The 17630-nt window shown below is 72.0% G+C and carries 14 protein-coding genes; 8 read left to right on the forward strand and 6 right to left on the reverse strand.

Translation table 11 applies throughout. The features are described 5' to 3' along the window. The first annotated feature begins 2 nt into the window (after window positions 1–2). Window positions 3–614, forward strand: a complete 612-nt coding sequence (locus ACZ5ON_RS05790) for a LysE/ArgO family amino acid transporter (RefSeq protein ID WP_465585960.1) — start codon at window positions 3–5, stop codon at window positions 612–614. Between the two features lie 240 nt (window positions 615–854). Here ACZ5ON_RS05790 and ACZ5ON_RS05795 read toward each other — a convergent pair whose 3' ends face one another. Further along, complete coding sequence (locus ACZ5ON_RS05795) at window positions 855–1571, reverse strand: TetR/AcrR family transcriptional regulator (protein ID WP_465585962.1); 717 nt, start codon at window positions 1569–1571, stop codon at window positions 855–857. A 176-nt stretch (window positions 1572–1747) separates the two neighbouring features. On the opposite strand from ACZ5ON_RS05795, the gene ACZ5ON_RS05800 reads away from it, so the two are divergent. Continuing rightward, a complete protein-coding gene (locus ACZ5ON_RS05800; RefSeq protein WP_465585964.1) occupies window positions 1748–3190 on the forward strand; it encodes an APC family permease in 1443 nt (480 codons plus the stop codon). 105 nt (window positions 3191–3295) lie between these two features. Here the strand turns inward: ACZ5ON_RS05800 and ACZ5ON_RS05805 are convergent, their stop codons facing one another. After that, entirely contained in the window at window positions 3296–4519 is a 1224-nt protein-coding gene (locus ACZ5ON_RS05805) for an RNA-guided endonuclease InsQ/TnpB family protein (protein WP_465585967.1), read from the reverse strand. A gap of 146 nt (window positions 4520–4665) precedes the next feature. Between ACZ5ON_RS05805 and ACZ5ON_RS05810 the strand changes: the two genes are divergently transcribed. Beyond that, entirely contained in the window at window positions 4666–6303 is a 1638-nt protein-coding gene (locus ACZ5ON_RS05810; RefSeq protein ID WP_465585969.1) for an amidohydrolase, read from the forward strand. A gap of 156 nt (window positions 6304–6459) precedes the next feature. Here ACZ5ON_RS05810 and gndA read toward each other — a convergent pair whose 3' ends face one another. Together gndA and ACZ5ON_RS05820 are read right to left on the reverse strand one after the other, a co-directional pair. After that, entirely contained in the window at window positions 6460–7899 is a 1440-nt protein-coding gene (gndA, locus tag ACZ5ON_RS05815; RefSeq protein ID WP_465585971.1) for an NADP-dependent phosphogluconate dehydrogenase, read from the reverse strand. Between the two features lie 394 nt (window positions 7900–8293). Further along, window positions 8294–9736, reverse strand: a complete 1443-nt coding sequence (locus ACZ5ON_RS05820) for an MFS transporter (protein WP_465585973.1) — start codon at window positions 9734–9736, stop codon at window positions 8294–8296. 438 nt (window positions 9737–10174) lie between these two features. Between ACZ5ON_RS05820 and ACZ5ON_RS05825 the strand changes: the two genes are divergently transcribed. Then, window positions 10175–11218 (forward strand): alcohol dehydrogenase catalytic domain-containing protein, encoded by a 1044-nt coding sequence (locus tag ACZ5ON_RS05825; protein ID WP_465585975.1) that lies wholly within the window; start codon window positions 10175–10177, stop codon window positions 11216–11218. A 79-nt stretch (window positions 11219–11297) separates the two neighbouring features. Here the strand turns inward: ACZ5ON_RS05825 and ACZ5ON_RS05830 are convergent, their stop codons facing one another. Both ACZ5ON_RS05830 and ACZ5ON_RS05835 read right to left on the reverse strand, forming a co-directional pair. Continuing rightward, window positions 11298–13007: a peptidase M16 family protein gene (locus tag ACZ5ON_RS05830; protein WP_465585977.1), complete on the reverse strand. Its 1710-nt coding sequence runs from the start codon at window positions 13005–13007 to the stop codon at window positions 11298–11300. 28 nt (window positions 13008–13035) lie between these two features. Continuing rightward, on the reverse strand, window positions 13036–13965 hold the full coding sequence (locus ACZ5ON_RS05835; protein WP_465585979.1) for a hypothetical protein: 930 nt from the start codon (window positions 13963–13965) through the stop codon (window positions 13036–13038). Between the two features lie 179 nt (window positions 13966–14144). Between ACZ5ON_RS05835 and ACZ5ON_RS05840 the strand changes: the two genes are divergently transcribed. From ACZ5ON_RS05840 to ACZ5ON_RS05855, 4 genes are all read left to right on the forward strand, one after another. Next, window positions 14145–14585 (forward strand): hypothetical protein, encoded by a 441-nt coding sequence (locus ACZ5ON_RS05840; protein WP_465585981.1) that lies wholly within the window; start codon window positions 14145–14147, stop codon window positions 14583–14585. Between the two features lie 275 nt (window positions 14586–14860). Beyond that, the gene (locus tag ACZ5ON_RS05845) at window positions 14861–15064 is read left to right on the forward strand and encodes a hypothetical protein (RefSeq protein WP_465585983.1); all 204 of its coding nucleotides are present in this window, start codon (window positions 14861–14863) and stop codon (window positions 15062–15064) included. 180 nt (window positions 15065–15244) lie between these two features. Continuing rightward, window positions 15245–15595: a hypothetical protein gene (locus tag ACZ5ON_RS05850; protein ID WP_465585985.1), complete on the forward strand. Its 351-nt coding sequence runs from the start codon at window positions 15245–15247 to the stop codon at window positions 15593–15595. 322 nt (window positions 15596–15917) lie between these two features. After that, window positions 15918–17531 carry a peptide chain release factor 3 gene (locus ACZ5ON_RS05855; RefSeq protein WP_465585987.1) on the forward strand — a complete coding sequence of 538 codons (1614 nt, stop codon included), beginning with the start codon at window positions 15918–15920 and terminating at the stop codon, window positions 17529–17531. Window positions 17532–17630 lie beyond the last annotated feature (99 nt).

Genomic DNA, 17630 nt, shown 5'->3' on the forward strand with positions numbered 1-17630 from the left:
CCATGGGAAACACGCTCACTGCCGCCGTGGCCGGATTCGGGACCGGCATGTCACTCATAGTCGCCATCGGGGCGCAGAACGCCTTCGTCCTTCGCCAGGGCGTCCGCCGGGAGGCGGTGCTGCCGGTGGTCGTGATCTGCGCGGCATCCGACGCGCTGCTGATCGCCTGCGGCGTGGCCGGACTCGGTGCACTGGTCACGGCGTGGCCGACGGGGCTGACGGCGGTGCGCGTGGTGGGCGCGGCCTTCCTGCTCTGCTACGCCGTGATCGCCGCGCGCCGCGCCCTGAGGGCCTCCACTCTGGAGGGCGGCGGACCGGCCGTCAGCTCCCGGCGCCGCGCGGTGCTCAGCTGTCTCGCGATGACCTGGCTCAACCCGCACGTCTACCTCGACACGGTGCTCCTGCTCGGTGCCGTCGCGGCCACCCACGGCACGCTGCGCTGGCAGTTCGCGCTCGGTGCCGCACTGGCCAGCCTCTGCTGGTTCGCCGCGCTGGGCTTCGGTGCCCGACTGCTCGCGGGCTTCTTCCGCAGGGCCTCCTCCTGGCGGCTCCTGGACGCCCTGGTCGCCGCGACGATGCTGTTCACCGGCCTGTCCCTGGCGGCGGGGGCCTGACGTCTCCGCGGACTCCCGGCGGCCGGGCGGCTCGGGCCGTCCGCCCGGCCACGGGGGAGAGGGAGGGCGCGGCGGCTCGCCGCGCGGTAACCGCGCCGACGGTCGTCCTGCCGTTCTCGCTGTGGGCCTGGCGCGAGTTGGGCCGGGCCGGGGTGCGCCGCAGCGCGGCAGTCGATGGGCCGTGTCCGGCCGGGCGGCGGAGAGCCGGTCGCGAGTCACCCGTCGACCGGCTCCGGCGGCTCAGACGTCCTTGCCGGCCGCTCGTGGCAGGCGGGCGGCGATGGCGTCGAGCAGCAGCTCCAGCGCGAACGGGTAGCCGCTGCGGCGCATGTCGGCGGCCAGCAGGTGGGCGGTGGCCGCGATGTTGGGGTGGGTGCTCGCCTCCAGTCGCCCGTAACTCGCCTGCCAGACCCGATCGTCGGCCGCCTGAGCCGCGGTGGGCAGGGCCAGGGCGGCCGCGTCCAGGGCCGCGAACCCGAGGCTCTGGTCCACGAAGGCGTGGTAGATCCGGACCGCGTCCGGGTCCGGGAAGCCCGCCCTGCGGAGCACGCCGAGAATCGCCTCGACGGCCCGGGCCTCGTGGGTGCGCCCCGTGGTCCGGTGGGCCGCCAGCAGCGCCGCCTGAGGGTGTGCCCGGTACCGGGTGTGGATGCGCAGTCCGATCTCGCGCAGGTCGGTGCGCCAGTCGCCGGTCGGCTGCCAGCCGTGCTGGGCACGCCCGATCAGCTCGTCGGCGAGGGCGAGCAGCAGGTCGTCGGTGTTGCGGAAGTACCGGTAGATCGCACTCGGGTCGGCGCCGAGTGCGGCGCCCAGTCGACGTACCGTCAGCGCCTCGGCGCCGTGCCGGCCGACCAGCCGCAACGCGGTCTCGACGATCAGCTCTTCGGAGAGCACGGTGCCCTGCTTGGTCGGTCTTCTGCGTCGGCGCTGCGGCTCGGTTACCACACGTTCGGCCATGGCCCATCACTTTATGACAACGCCATTGACGTGTGAAGTGCGCGAGGGCTTTCATGGCCAGCCAACCGGCCATTCGGCCGTATCTCCCCCACGAGTACGGTGGTGATCCCTTGGCAACGAGAGTCCAGGACACGGGAAGCGGCCCGAGAGCGACCACCGGGACCGGCCAGGAGGCCATGCGCAGATCGCTCGGGGTCGGCGGCGCGGTGGTGATCGCCGCGTCGAGCACGGCCGCCACGACCAGCATCGGCATCGGACTCGGGCTGATGGCCGGTGTGGTCGGCCTGCACCTGCCGGCGATCATGCTGCTGGCCTTCCTGCCGGTGCTGGCCATCGCCGGTGCGTACGGGCGCCTCAACCTCGTCGAGCCCGACGCAGGCAGCAGCTACCGGTGGGTGGGCCGCTTCCTCAGCCCCTGGCTGGGCTTTCTGACCGGCTGGCTCAACGTCGTCGGCACCGTCGTCTTCATGGCCTACACCACCACGGTGACCGGGTCCGCCGTCATCCAACTCCTCGGCGAGGCAAGCGTCCACCGCATCGGCGGCTTGGAGCTCGACCCGGACTCCACCCTCCAGTCGACCCTGATCGGACTGGCCGTCCTGATCGCCGCCGCGCTGGTCGCCGTCCGCGGACTCGACCTCGCCGCCCGGCTCCAGAAGTACCTGCTGGTCTTCGAGTACGCCGTGCTGCTCGGCTTCTGCGGCTACGGCCTGTTCGCCGGCGACCAGCCGTTCTCGGCGGAGTGGTTCGACCCCTTCGCCATCCCCTCGGCGCACGCCCTCGCCCAGGGCATGGTGCTCGCGGTGTTCTGCTACTGGGGCTTCGAGTCGGTCTTCAGCGTCGGCGAGGAGGTCCGCGACCCGCGCGACGCTTCACGTGGCGGCTTCGTCGCCCTCACGGTCATGATGGCGCTCTTCGTCTTCGCCGGAACGGCCTTCCAACGGGTCCTCCCGATGGGCGAACTGGCCGACAACGGCGCGCAGGGCCTGACCTACTTCGGCGACAAACTCTCCCACCAGCCGCTCGCGGCACTGCCGTTGGTCGCCCTGACCTTCTCGGCGGCGGCCTCGCTCCAGGCCTCCGTCATCCCCACCGCGCGCGGAATGTACGCGATGGGCCGCGACGGCACGCTCGGCCGGGTGTGGACCCGGATCCACCCCCGCTACCTGACCCCCGCGGCGGGCACCCTGCTGATCACCGCGATCGCCGTGCTGCTCGCCCTGCTCTCCCTGGCCATCCCCACCGTCAGCTCGCTGATCTCCGCATCGGTCAACGCCATCGGTATCGCCGTCGCCCTGTACTACGCCCTAACCGCCGCCGCGGCCGCCGTGCGGTTCCGCACGCTGCTGCGCAGCGCACCCGCCGAGGCGCTGCGGGTGGTGGTCGCCCCGGCGCTCGGTGCCCTCGTCCTGCTCGCCGTCGGCGGGTACCTCGCCTGGACCTTCTACCGGTCGGCCGATCACTTCGAACTCTCCGCCGACAACGGCTGGTTCGAGCTGCTGGTGGTCGCGCTGATGATCGCCACCGGCCTGGTGGCCGCCGCCTGGTCCCGCTGGCGGCGCCGCGCGCCGTACTTCACGCGGCAGTCCGGCGAGGGCACCGTGGCAATGACCGACTGACCTGCCGCCCGACACCCGTACCTCCCCGGTCCCCGCCCGGACTGCCGACCCACTCTGGAGCACCACTCTTGACTTCCTCCCCCTCGTGAACGAGGGGGATTCCCCTCAGCCTCGCGGCTGAGCCGCTGCGCGTGAGCGCTGCGGTGGGACGACTTCCTGCTTCGTCGACGACTGCCCGCCCGGAGTGTTCCGTTGAGGTCTTCCACCGTCTCCACAGGCTGCAACCGCCAGTCCGGCGGCCAGGATGTTGCGTGCCGCGTTCACGTCCCGGTCGTGGACCGCGCCGCAGTCGCACGCCCATTCACGGACGTTGAGGGGCATCTTGTCGCGGATCGCTCCGCAGGCCGAGCACAGCTTGGAGCTGGGGAACCACCGGTCGATGGTCACCAGGTCACGGCCGTACCAGCGGCACTTGTACTCCAGCATGGTCCGCAGCTCGCGCCACGAGGCGTCCGAGATGGCGCGGGACAGCTTCCGGTTCCGGAGCAGGTTGCGGACCGTCAGATCCTCGATCACGACCACTTGGTTTTCGCGGACGAGTCGAGTGGTGAGCTTGTGCAGGAAATCCCTGCGCCGGTCGGCGATCCGCGCGTGGACGCGGGCGACCTTCCTCCGGGCCTTCTCCCGATTGGCCGAACCCCCGGCCTTGCGGGACAACTCCCGCTGCGCCCTGGCCAGGCGTTCCCGGTCGCGGCGCTCGTGCTTCGGATTGGTGACCTTCTCCCCGGTGGAGAGAGTCACCAGCGAGGTGATGCCCGCATCGATGCCCACCACCGCATCCACCGGCGCAAGGGGCCTGACCGTCGCATCTTCGCACAGCATCGAGACGAACCAGCGCCCCGCACCATCCCGGGAGACGGTCACCGTAGACGGAGCCTGCCCCTGCGGGAGAGGCCGCGACCAGCGGATGTCCAGCGGCTCCGCCATCTTCGCCAGCGTCAGCGCCCCATCACGGAAACGGAACGCGGACGCGGTGTACTCGGCGGAGTCACGGGACTTCTTCCTCGCCTTGAAGCGGGGATACCCGGCCCGCTTCGCGAAGAAGTTGGTGCAGGCACCTTGCAGGTGACGCAGGGTCTGCTGGAGCGGAACGCAGGAGACCTCGTTGAGGAACGCCAACTCCTCGGTCTTCTTCCACGCCGTCAGCATCGCCGAGGTGGCGTTGTAGTTGATTCGCTCACCCCGAAGCGACCACGCCTCGGTACGGGCCTGCAATGCCAGGTTGTAGACCTTGCGCACACACCCGAACGTGCGCGACAGCTCGGCTGCCTGCGCATCGGTCGGGTAGAAGCGGAACTTGTATGCCCGCTTCACGTAAGTGGCCTGCATGGATCGCAAGATACACCGCCGACTTGTGACCTGGTGCGGGTAAACGCCATACCGCCTAGACGGCGGTCTGGCTCTCCCTGTCCCGCTACGCGGGAGCTTCGTTTCCTCCCCCGGCTGAAGCCGGGGGTATCCACGAAGGAGTCACGATGACCAAGGCCGACCTCGTCTTCACCAACGGCCCCGTCCACACCGGGGACCCCGCTCGTACCCGAGCCAGCAGCCTCGCCGTCACCGGCGAGCGGATCTCGGCCGTCGGCCACGACGAAGTCCGCGAGTCGATCGGCCCGAAGACCGAAGTGGTCGATCTAGCCGGCAAGTTGCTGCTGCCCGGCTTCCAGGACTCGCACGTCCACGCCGTCTACGGTGGCCTGGAGCTGGCCGAGTGCGACCTGACCGGAACGGTCGGCGTCGACGAGTACCTGCGGCGCATCCGGGAGTTCGCCGACAGCCACCCGGAGCGGACCTGGATCACCGGCGGCGGCTGGTCGATGGCGAGCTTCGCCGGCGGGCTGCCGACCCGCCGGCTGCTCGACTCCGTGGTCCCCGACCGCCCGGTCTACCTTCCGAACCGCGACCACCACGGCGCCTGGGTCAACAGCCGCGCGCTCGAACTGGCCGGCATCACCAGGGACACCCCCGACCCGGTCGACGGCCGGATCGAGCGGGAGGACGACGGCTCGCCGAGCGGCGTCCTCCAGGAGGGCGCCACCGGCCTGGTCGCCCGGGTGATGCCGCAGCGCACCGCCGCCGACCGGCTGGCCGGCCTACTGCGCGCCCAGCAACTGCTGCACTCCCTCGGCATCACCGGCTGGCAGGACGCCCTGCTCGGAGTCTTCAACGGCCAGGCCGACCCGTCGGACGCCTACCTGACCGCCGCCCGCGCGGGCAGCCTGACCGCTCGCGTCACCGGCGCGCTCTGGTGGGAGCGCGACCGCGGCGCCGAGCAGATCCCCGAACTGGTCGGCCGGCGCGCCGAGTTGACCCACGGCCGGTTCCGGGTAGGTGCGGTCAAGATCATGCAGGACGGCATCGCGGAGAACTTCACCGCCGCCATGACCAGCCCCTACCTGGACGCCTGCGGCTGCGCGACCAGCAACACCGGTCTGAGCTTCGTCGATCCGATGGCGCTGCGCGGCCATGTAACCCGACTCGACGCACTCGACTTCCAGGTGCACTTCCACGCCCTCGGGGACCGCGCGGTACGCGAGGCGCTGGACGCCGTCGAGGCGGCGCGCACGGCCAACGGCCGCCGCGCCACTCGGCACCACCTCGCCCACCTGCAGGTCGTCCACCCCGACGACCTGCCGAGGTTCGCCCGGCTCGGCGCCATCGCCAACATCCAGCCGCTCTGGGCCGCCCACGAGCCGCAGATGGACGAGCTGACCATCCCCTTCCTCGGCCCGGAACGCGCCGGCTGGCAGTACCCCTTCGCCTCCCTGCTCCGCGCCGGTGCCACTCTCGCGGCCGGCAGCGACTGGCCCGTCAGCAGCCCCGACCCGCTGGCCGGCCTCCACGTCGCCGTCAACCGGATGGAACCCGGAGCCACCGACGGCCGGGTCTTCCTCCCCGAGCAGCGCCTCGACCTCACCACCGCCGTCACCGCCTACACGGCCGGCTCGGCCCACGTCAACGGCCTCGACGACACCGGCACCCTCCAAGTCGGCCACCTCGCCGACCTGGTGGTCCTCGACCGCGACATCTTCACCGCCCCGCCCGAGGAGATCGGCCGGGCCGGCGTGCTCCAGACCTACGTGGGCGGAGAGCGGGTGTACGCGGCCGACTGACCCGGTGACGCACGCGTGGATGCCGTCCTGCCCGATCGGACGGGACGGCATCCCGTGTCCCGCAGTCGAGGTGATCGAGCGTCGGGAACAACCGCCGCCCCCGGGGAGCATCGGAGCGATGTGGCCCATCCGGTCTCCGGGACCACGGCCGTGTCGTCACACCTCGGTTTCGGGGCGGTCGGCTTGCGCCCAGTGGGTGTGGAAGGTGCCAGGGCGGTCGGTGCGTTGGTAGGTGTGGGCGCCGAAGTAGTCGCGCTGGCCCTGGATGAGGGCGGCGGGAAGGCGTTCGGCGCGCAGGGTGTCGTAATAGGCCAGGGCGGCCGAGAAGGCGGGTACGGGGACGCCGCGGTGGGCGGCGGAGGCGACGACCTCCCGCCAGGGAACCTGGGCATCGGCGATCTCCGCGGCGAAGGTCTCCTCCGCCAGCAGGCTCACCAGGCCGGGATTGGCGGCGTGGGCGGCCCGGATCCGGTCGAGGAAGGCGGCACGGATGATGCATCCGCCGCGCCAGATCCTGGCGACCGCGCCGAGGTCGATGTCCCAGCCGTACTCGGCGGCTGCGTCCCTGATCATCGTCCAGCCCTGGTCGTAGGCGATGACCTTGGACGCGTACAGCGCATGCTCGACCTGCGAGACGAAGCGGTCGGCCTCGTCGTGGCGCACCGGCGGGCGGGTTCCTCCGGGCATGGAGCGGTAGGCGGTGCGCAGTTCACCGCGGCTGGAGGCGACGCGGGCGAAGGTGGCCTGGGCGATGGCGGTGACCGGGGAGCCGAGGTCGAGTGCGGTCTGCACGGTCCAGCGGCCGGTGCCCTTCTGGCCGGCGGCGTCCGCGACGACGTCGATGAAGGGCTGCCCGGTGGCCGCGTCGGTGTGGGCGAGGACGTCGGCGGTGATCTCGATCAGGTAGGAGTCCAGCCGCCCCTCGTTCCAGCCGTGGAAGATCTCGGCGATCTCGGCGGGGGTGTGGTCGGTGACCTGGCGCAGCAGGTCGTACGCCTCGGAGATGAGCTGCATGTCGGCGTACTCGATGCCGTTGTGGACCATCTTGACGAAGTGGCCGGCGCCGTCGGAGCCGATGTGGGTGCAGCACGGCTCGCCGTCGACGTGCGCGCTGATGGTCTCCAGCATCGGCCCCAGGACGGCGTACGAGTCCACCGAGCCGCCGGGCATGATCGAGGGGCCGTTGAGGGCTCCCTCCTCGCCGCCGGAGACACCGGTGCCGACGAAGTGGATGCCGCGCTCGCGCAGCGCGGCCTCGCGGCGGCGGGTGTCGGCGAAGTGGGCGTTCCCGCCATCGATGATCATGTCGCCGGGTTCGAGCAGCGGGGCGAACTCGTCGATGACGGCGTCGGTCGCCTCGCCGGCCTTCACCATGATCATCATTCGCCGGGGGCGCTCCAGAGCCGCGACGAACTCCTCGATCGACTCGGCGGGAACGAAGGCCCCCTCGTGGTTGAACTCCTCGATGAGCTCCCGGGTACGGGCGGGTGTGCGGTTGTGGACGGCGACCGTGTATCCGTGGTGGGCGAAGTTCCGGGCCAGGTTACGGCCCATCACCGCCAACCCGGTGACGCCGATCTGGGCACGTGCCTGCATGGTGCCTTCTCCTCCGTCTGTGCTGCGTCGCGAGGCTCCGGGCCGGCAGGTGCGGGCGAGCTCCACGCGCTGGCCGTGTCTCCACAGTGGCTGCTCGCGGTCCGCCCCGCGACCGGGAGCCGGTGACGTCGGGCATACCCGGCCGGCCGTCCTCGGCTGTGCGTGACCGGGAGGCGGCCTTCCGTGCGGTGTGCCGCGAACCCGGCCGTCGTAGGCGGTTGCGCCGAGCCCGTGATCGCCCCGGCCCGCGCCCCCACGCCCTGTCGGCAGCCGGGGCGGCACCCGTGGCCGAGCCGACGACACCCCGCTCCGCTGGACGGGGTACGCGGTGTGAAGACCCGTGGCGGTAGCCGTCCGCAGTGCTCGCGGAGGGACTGGAAGTCGCCGTCCCCGCTCAGGAGTCCACCGCGGTGAGCCGTGCCGGCGTGGTGGTGGCGACCGCGAGGGCCGCGAAGGCGAGCAGGACGGCCGAGGCCGCCACGAAGCCGGAGCCGGCGGGGGCCAGATGGAGGGCCAGAGTGACCGCGGCGACACCGAGGGCGGTGCCCAGGCCGCGGGTCATGTTGACCATGCCGCCGCCGGTTCCGGCGGCGCTGCGCGGCAGCGCGTGCATCACCACGGCGTTGTTGGCCGGGATGAACACCCCGAGCGCCAGGCCGAGCAAAAGGAGCGGCACCGGAAGCAGCGCGGCGTCGACCGGCAGCAGGACGAGCAGCACCAGCGCCGCGACGCATCCCGCCGCGCCCGCTCGGCTGCGCCTGCGGTCGTCCCAGCCCAGTGGCAGCGCACGCTCGGCCAAGGTCGCGGCCAGTGCGAACCCGACCGGCAGGGCGGTGAGGACCAGTCCGGCGGTGATGGACGAGACCTGTCGGCGGGCGAGTTCGACGGGCACGAGCACCAGCGGTCCGAACAGCACCAGGTACCCGCACAGTCCGCCGAGCAGGCCGGATCCGACCGGGCCTCGGCGCAGCACGGCCAGGTCGATCAGCGGATCACGGTGCCGGGCCTGGCGGCGCAGGAAGGCCCAGCCGGCGACGACCGCGGCGGCGCCCAGGGCGGCGGCGGTCCATGCCGGTGTGCCGAGTCCGGAGACGACGGACAGGGCGAGCAGGGCGGAGGTGGTGGCGCCGGCCAGCAGGGCGACGCCGGCGGCGTCGGTACGGGAGATTCGGGCGCGTTCGCGGGTGCGGGGCAGCAGGTACTGCCCGGCGATCAGGGAGAGGACTCCGACCGGGACGTTGATCCAGAACACCCAGCGCCAGCCGAGGGTGGCGACGATGGCACCGCCGACGGTCGGTCCGAGGGCGAGGCCGATCGCCTGGCCGGCGGCCTGGATGCCGAGGGCGGCGCGCATCCTGCCCGGTGGGGCGCTGGTGGTGACCAGGGCGACGCTGTTGGCCTGCATGAGCGCGGCGCCGACGGCCTGCACGAGGCGGAAACCGACCAGGGTCGCCAGGGTCGGAGCCAGGCCGCAGGCGGCGGAGGCGAGGGTGAAGACGGCGAACCCGTACAGGTACATGAGCTTGCGGCCGTGCATGTCGGAGAACCGGCCGATCGGTACCAGCAGGGCGACGAGCGTGAGCAGGTAGGCGAGCGAGACCCACTGCACGGCGGCGAGCGTGGTGTGGAACTCGTCGCGCAGCGCCTGGTAGGTGAGGGTGACGATGCTGGCGTCGAGCTGGCCCATGAAGGCGCCGAAGCAGACGGTGAGCACTGCGAACCGCCACGCTCCCGCATGGCTGCGGACGGCCTCGGGCCGCGGGCGTTCGACGGTGAGAAGCGTACGGATCATCGGCGCGGTCGCTTGGGTGTCGGGGCGGCGTGAGCGGACCGCCATCGGCGTTCCTCTCGGCGAGTGCCCTGTGGGTCGGAGGTCAGGGGGCCTCGGCGGCAGCAGGCTGCCGCCGAGGCATCTCATATCCTGATATTACATCGGCGGCAGACATAATCGGAAGGGGAGGTAGTGGGGTGGGGTCGCCCTGGAGTGACGGACGCCGGGTCGGGCCGCCGCCGGAGCCTGCCGTGGCGCGGTTGCGAGCGGTCTTCGAGCCCGGCGACAGCGGTGGTGGGGACGGGCGCGGCGCCGGGGTCTGCGCGCGCCCAGGACACCGGCGCCAGGCCCGGCCGCCACATCGGTGGCGCGTCCTGCGCGCCGCGGGCCGGCGGTCCAGTCCCGGGGGCGGCCGAGCCGTGGCACGCATCGCCACCCGGGGGAACCCTGGAACCGAAGGGGCGGTACGCCGCCTGCTCGATGGCCGACGGAGGTGATCGGGGCATGAAGGCGCTGACCTATCACGGACCTGGCTGCCGCATCTGGGGCGAGGTGCCCGACCCGGTGGTCCGGGTGCCGGAGGACGCCGTCGTCCGGGTGGACGCGGTCACCATCTGCGGCACCGACCTGCACATCCTCAAGGGCGACGTCCCCGAGGTGACCGACGGCCGGATCCTCGGCCACGAAGCCGTCGGCACCGTCGTCGAGACCGGCCAGGGCGTACGGACCGTGGCCGACGGCGACCGCGTCCTGGTCTCCTGCATCTCCGCCTGCGGCCGCTGCGCCTACTGCCGCCGCGCCGTCTACGGTCAGTGCACCGGCGGTGGAGGCTGGATCCTCGGCCACCGGGTCGACGGCACCCAGGCCGAGTACGTCCGCACCCCGTTCGCCGACAACTCGCTGTACCGGCTCCCCGGCGGCGTCCCCGACGAGAGCGCACTACTGCTCGCCGACATCCTGCCCACGGCCTTCGAGGTCGGTGTCCGCAACGCCGGCGTCGAGCCGGGCGACACGGTCGTGATCGTCGGGGCCGGGCCCATCGGGCTCGCCGTGATCATCACCGCCCGTCTCTACAGCCCGGCCCGGATCATCGCCGTCGACCTCGCCCCGAGCCGCCTCGCCGCCGCCAAACGGGCCGGCGCCGACGCCACCGTGGACGCCGCCAAGGCCGACGAACGCACCATCTTGGCCCTCACCCCCGACGGACTCGGCGCGGACGCGGCCATCGAGGCCGTCGGAAATCCGGAGACCTTCGAACTCTGCACCCGGGTGGTGCGCCCCGGCGGCCGGGTCGCCAACGTGGGCGTCCACGGCAGACCGGCCACGCTCCACCTCGAAGACCTGTGGATCAGGAACATCACCATCACCACCGGACTCGTCGACACCAGCAGCACACCGCTGCTCCTCGACATGCTCGCGGGCCACCGGCTGGATGTGGCGGACCTGGTCACCCACCGCTTCGGGCTGGACGACATACAGGACGCCTACGAGATGTTCGCCGAGGCGGGGCGGCACGACGCTCTGAAGGTCGCCCTGTTCCGGACCTGACCGGCCCCTCCGCGGGGCCGGTGCCGGCTCTGCGGAGGGCCGTCGAGACGGTCGGGACGGCGGCCTCCGCCGCGAGGAGTCAGTTCCCGGAGGCCTTCCTGAGCCGCCGTCGCCGCAGCACGGAGCGGATCAGCGCGGCCTCCACCGCGCCCATCACGCCGTAGAGGACGTATGTGGCCGGGTCGGTGAGCATCGAGGTGTCGCCGGCCGCCCCCGCCACCGCGAAAGCGAGGATGACGCCCCAGACCCAGGCGGCGGCGGTGAACACCGCCAGCATGAAGCGCTGCACCTTGGTGAGGGGCGGTCCGGCCGGTGCGGCCTTCACGGCCTGAGCGGTGGCGCGCCCGGCGGTGGCCGGGCGCTGCTGACGGGGCGGCATCCGGACCAGGGCGTGGGCGGGCACGGCGGCGTCGACCATGGCGAGGGACTGCACGTCGACGTCGAAGCAGCCGGGGTCGAGCTGGATGGTGATGCCGTCGGTGCCGATCAGCCGGCGGCCGCCGTCGGGCCAGTTGAGCACGGCGGCGCAGGCGTCGTACCGCACGGTGACGGCGCCCTCGTCGTCCACCAGGCTGACTCCCTCGGCGCCGAGCACCAGGTCCGGGGCCCCCTTCTCGCGGGAGCGGTGGCGCTTGCCGGCGACGGCCACCGACGAGGTGGTCGGCGCGGCGGTGTACCCGGCCCAGTCCGCGTGACGGCCGTTCGGCACCCGCAACAGCCCTGCCGCGTGGGCCTGTTGGGCGACGGCGTGGACCTCTTCCGCGGTGGCGGACCAGAGTTCGGCGCGCAGGTCCTCGATGGTGCGCGGCGGCAGTCCGCTGAGCAGGTCGGCGGCGAGGCCGGAGAGCCGGCCGGCCTCGGCGTCGGGCTGGGTGTACTCCTCGTCGACCCGCCTGCGCAGCGCGTCGAGCTCGTGCTGCGGCACGCCCACGGCGGCGAGGCGGGCGAGCACGTCGATGAAGCCGCCGAGCACGGCGTCCTGCTGCTCGGGCAGTGCGTCGGCGAGGGCGAGCACGGTGGACCAGCCGTCGCCGCGGTGTGCCTGGGCGGCGGTGGCGGTGTACGAGTAGCCGCCCTCCTGCCGCAGGACGCGGAAGAGCTCGCGGTCGAGGCAGGCCGCGTACAGTGCGGTGGCGGTGGACCGCGGCAGGACGGTCTCGAAGAGCACCTGCCCCTTGCCACCGGAGAAGTACGCGGGCGTGACGGGAAGCGCGGAGGTGGCGGCGGGGACCGGCATCCGCCGGCCGGGCCGCAGCGGCAGGCGCAGCCCCTGGGGCAGCCGCTCGCCGGCCACCCAGAGCGCGGCGTTGCCCTGGGTGAACCAGGTGTCGGCCCAGTGCTGCACGGCCCGGTCGTCGACGCCGTGCAGCCCCCACTCCGGGTAGCTGCACAGGCCGTGGCCCTGCGCGCCGTACCGCCACTGGCCGGTGGCCTCGGCGGCGCCCGGCGAACGGCCGGCCTCCTCGGTGCGCAGGATGTCCTTCTCGGTCTCCAGACGCTCCATCGGAAGGGCGGTCAGGGACTGGCAGACGCTGAGCAGGAAGGAGCTGACGTCCGCTTCGGTGCCCTCCAGGTGGAAGTGGGTGTGCAGCGGGCCGGTGGCGCCGTTGAGGTGGTGGTCGGCGACACCGCTGCGGTACAGCGCGAGGTGCTCCACGAGGTGGGTGACGCCGTGCCGGGCCAGGGTCTCGTCGGCCCAGCCGACCCGGAAGACCAGGCCGGCGGCGAACCGTCCGGGGCGCTGGACGAAGACGGCGGGAACGCCGTCGACCTCGAACTGGTGGATCACGGTGGAGCCTCCGGCAGTGGGGAGCACGTCAGCCCTGTGCCAGGGCGCGGTCGCGGTGTTCGGTGAAGACGGCCTCGGCGTCGCCGCCGAGGAGCGCCCAGGGGTAGGTGTGGCCGTACGGGCCCATGGCGCGGAAGTGCGCCGCGGCGGCCCGCTGGTCGTCGGCGAGCGAGGCGAGCATGGCGAACATGCTGTGGGTGGTGACGAACCCGTGGCGGGCCCGGCAGGCGGGGTGCAGCACCGAGCCGGCGGCGGCTTCGGCGAGCTCCTGGCGCACCTGGGGGCGGCGCAGGTACTCGGGCCGGTCCTTGGCGGCGAAACTGCTCCACCGTTCGACGTGGTACAGCGCGACCATCGCGCCGCCCAGGCTGCCGGCCGGCGCCTCGCGGAAGCACTCCTGGGCGAAGCCGTGCGCCGCCTCCCAGCTGCCGCCCCACTTGGGCAGCAGCTGCTGGAGGCGCCTGCGCTGGCCGCCGTACGGGGAAGGGCTGGCCTTGGCGAGGTTGCGGTAGCGGCGCTCGGACTCGCTCAGGCCCAGCGAGAGGCCCATCGCGGTGGTGATCCGCAGCGTCCAGGCGAGGGCATGGCCCGGATCGTGCGCGACGACCCGGATGAGCAGCTGTTCGGCCTGGTTGAGGTGGGCGTGGAAGGCCTTCCACTGCGCCGGGGTGACGTCCTTGGCCCAGGCGGCCGTCCGGGCGTCCCAGGCGAGGTGGATGTGCCGGCCGGCGAGCAGCGTGGTGGCGAGCAGGTTGTGCGGCTGGTACTCCAGCACCCGGCCGAGCAGCTGCTCGACGCCCGCGATCTCGGTGAGGGTGTCGGCGAGGACGACGGTGCCGTAGGGGTCGGGTTCCTCGGCGAACAGGGTGTCGATGGCCTGCCAGTCACCGGCCACGGCGGCGTGCTGAAGCCGTGTGAGCTCGGGGACGACGGCAGCCGGGTCGAAGACGGGGCGCATGGCGGTGATCGTAGAGGCCCCGGCCCGAAGAATAGTTCGGATGAAATCAGGTCAGAACCGGGCAATAGCGCCGCCTTGTGTCAAGTTTTTACGGAACCGTTCCCTCCGGTTGTGTTTGGTCTGCCTACGCTTCCGACGCCTGATCGGACATCAGTGCGATCACCGACCCAAGGAACAACATGAACAACAAGCGTCGGCAGCAGCTGCTCGAGGTCGTCAACCCCCTGCTCACCGCCGGCGAGCAGGTCGAGCTGGCGACCCTCGTCAAGGTCGGCTCCGTCTCCGTGAAGCGCAAGCTCGCGACCGCCGCGGTGGTCGGCGTCCTCACCGCCGGCACGGTGATCGCGACGGCGAGCCCGCGCCCGATGTACCTGGCGATGACCGATCAGCGCATCCTCTTCTTCGAGGTGGACGGCCTGACCGGCAAGCCGAAGAAGCTGCTGATGGTCCTGCCGCGCGAGCTGGTCACCGCGACCCCGGTCGCCAAGGCGCTGCTCGGCCTCGGCCGGGCCACGCAGCTGGAGATCGACGGCCAGGAGCGGGGTCTGAAGGTGCTCTTCCCGCCGGCCACCAAGGCCGACGCCGCTGGCTTCGTCGCCGCACTCGGTACCGCGGTCTGACCCGGCCCTGCCGCGCCGCCACCGGGCGGCGCGGCGGGTCCACGGCCTGAACGCCGCCGCAGGACGGAGACGTCCAGGACCGGGGATCCCGGTGGACGGAGCCCCGTCCGCATCGGCCGCCGCGGGCCCGCACGATGCACGGGCGGACGGCGGGTGTCCGGTCGACGGATCGCCCTCGATGGCTTCGCCGCGCCGCTACGTAGCACTGCGGAAGCGAATTGGAGCTGAGATTCACGAAGTCACGGGGAATGTAATATCCGCCGGAGCTGGCCATCTTGAAGAACGGGTACTGTCTCGTGGGGTTCGTCCAGGCGATCCTGGTTCCACTCGGTGAAGACCGCGGCCAGGTCCCGGTGCAGGGCGGTCCACTCGAGGGCCGCCCCGAGTACCGACTGACCGAGGCCGGGGCCGAGTTGGAGCCGCTGGTGTGGCAGATCGGCGACTGGGCGCGGCGGCCGGGGCCGGGGCACCGGGACTGAGCGCACCCGTGGGTGAAGGCCGGTGGCCGACCGCCCGGCAGATCGGCGCCCGCTGACCACCGGCGCGGTGCCAACTGCCCGGGGGCCGCGACGGGTTCAGCCGCGGGACACCGCTCTCTTGGTCAGCTCCAAGAGCGATTCGAGGTCGTGCGATGCCTCCGCGGCACACAGGCCGGTGCGATGAGCAGGACGATCAGGGCACTTGAGGACAGCAGGTGCCCGCGGCGGCGCGAGGCGGGCTACCCGCAGGTCAGCGCGGAGAGCCAGGCCGACTACAAGAAGCAGACCACCGGCCAGGTCGACACCGTCCTCTACCTCGTGTACGCCGTGCTCGGCCTCGGCCTCGGACTGGCGTGGGGCATCGCCGGGCAGAAGGTGCTGACGCTGTACGGGATCACCGCACTCAGCATCCCCTGGACCACCATCCTCGCCGTGCTCGCCGGATCGGCGGTGGCGGGGCTCGCCGCGGCCGTCCTGCCCGCGACGAAGGCGGCCCGGATGCCGGTGCTGGAGGCCATCGCCACCTCTTGACCGGGTCGATCCCGGACGGGTGCAGCTGCCGCTGTGGCGGCCGCAGGGGCAGCTGCACCGAGGCTGGCAGGAGGTGGCTCCGGCCTACGCGGGAGTCGCGGTCAAGCGGTGACGTGAGCCCGGCCGGGCCGGGGTCCCCGTCCCCATACCCGGACCCGGACCCGGGGTCGGACGGGCGGGAGGTCGCGGTCGTCCGGGGCCCGTGGTGGGAAACGCCGTCGGTCCGGCTAGAATCGCCGTTCAGCCTGTGGAATCAAGAGGCTCGGTCCAGCAGGTATGCGGGGCTTCACCGGCCTGATACCTCCCCGCATCCGAGGAAGACGTGAGTAGCGAACAGTCCGCCCCCGTCCTGCACGTCCTTAGCGAGGCCGGCCGCCGCCGGACCTTCGCCGTGATCAGCCACCCGGACGCCGGCAAGTCCACGCTCACGGAAGCCCTGGCTCTGCACGCGCGGGCGATCACCTCGGCCGGCGCGGTCCACGCCAAGGGCGGGCGGCGCGGCGTGACCAGCGACTGGATGGAGCTGGAACGCGAGCGAGGCATCTCGGTGACCTCGGCGGCCCTCCAGTTCGACCACCGCGGCCATGTGATGAACCTGGTCGACACGCCCGGTCACGCCGACTTCTCGGAGGACACCTACCGGGTGCTGGCGGCCGTCGACTGCGCGATCATGCTCGTCGACGCAGCCAAGGGCCTCGAGGAGCAGACCCGCAAGCTCTTCGCGGTCTGCCGTCACCGTGGTGTCCCGGTGATCACCTTCATCAACAAGTGGGACCGCCGAGGCCGTGACGCCCTGACCCTGCTGGAGGACATCGAGACCCACCTGGGCATCACCCCGGTGCCGGTGGTATGGCCGGTCGGAAACGCGGGCGACCTGCGCGGTCTGGTCGAGGCTGGGAACACCGAGCAGATGCTCCGCTACACCAAGGTGCCCGCCGGGACGCACGCGGCGATCGAGGAGAAGCTCACCGCCGGGCAGGCCGCCGAGCAGGAGGGCGAGGCGTGGGAGACCGCGCTGGAGGAACTGGAGCTGGTGCTCTCCTCCGGTCCCGGCTACGACCAGCAGGCATTCGAGGAGGGCAAGATCAGCCCGGTCTTCTTCGGTGCGGCGCTGACCAACATCGGTGTGAAGCTCCTCCTGGACGCCGTGGTCGACCTGGCCCCGTCGCCCGGGCCGCGTCCGCTCGCCAACGGCGGCGTCCGCGAGGTCGGAGAGGAGTTCTCGGGCCTCGTGTTCAAGATCCAGGCGAACATGGACCCCGCGCACCGCGACCGGATCGCGTTCATCAGGGTCTGCTCCGGCGTGTTCGAGCGCGGCATGAACGTGACCCGGGCGGCCAGCGGTCGCTCCCTGACCACCAAGTACGCGCACACCGTGTTCGGGGCCGAGCGCACGGTCGTCGACAAGGCGTACCCCGGCGACGTGGTCGGCCTGATCAACGCGAGCGCGCTGCGCGTGGGTGACACCCTCTACACGGGCGGGAAGGCGGAGTTCCCCGGACTGCCGGCCTTCGCCCCCGAGTACTTCGCGGTGGCCCGTCCGAAGGACATCAGTCGCTCCAAGCAGTTCCGCAGGGGCGTCTCGCAGCTGGACGAGGAAGGCGTCGTCCAGGTGTTGGTCTCCGACCGGCGCGGTGACCAGGCGCCGGTGATGGCGGCGGTCGGTCCGATGCAGTTCGACGTCGTGCTGCACAGGATGGAGCACGAGTTCTCCTCCCCGATCACCCTCGACCACCTCCCGTACCGACTGGCCCGCGTCACCGACGCCGCCGGCTCCGACGCGCTGGCCAAGGACCGTCTCACCAACGCCGAAGTCCTCACCCGCCGCTCGGACGGCGTGCTGCTGGCCGTCTTCGCCGACAAGTGGCACCTGAACTCCTTCCAGCGCGCCAAGCCGGACATCCTGCTCCAGCCGCTCATCGCCACCGCGGACTGACCGACAGCCGCCCGCCCCAGTACGCCGTCTCCTGGTGGGTCACCGGGTGGGGCCGAATCGTGCGCGGTAGGCGTCCCAGGGAAGAACGCCGGCCCTCGG

It is taken from the genome of Kitasatospora sp. NPDC032150 (assembly GCF_055579945.1).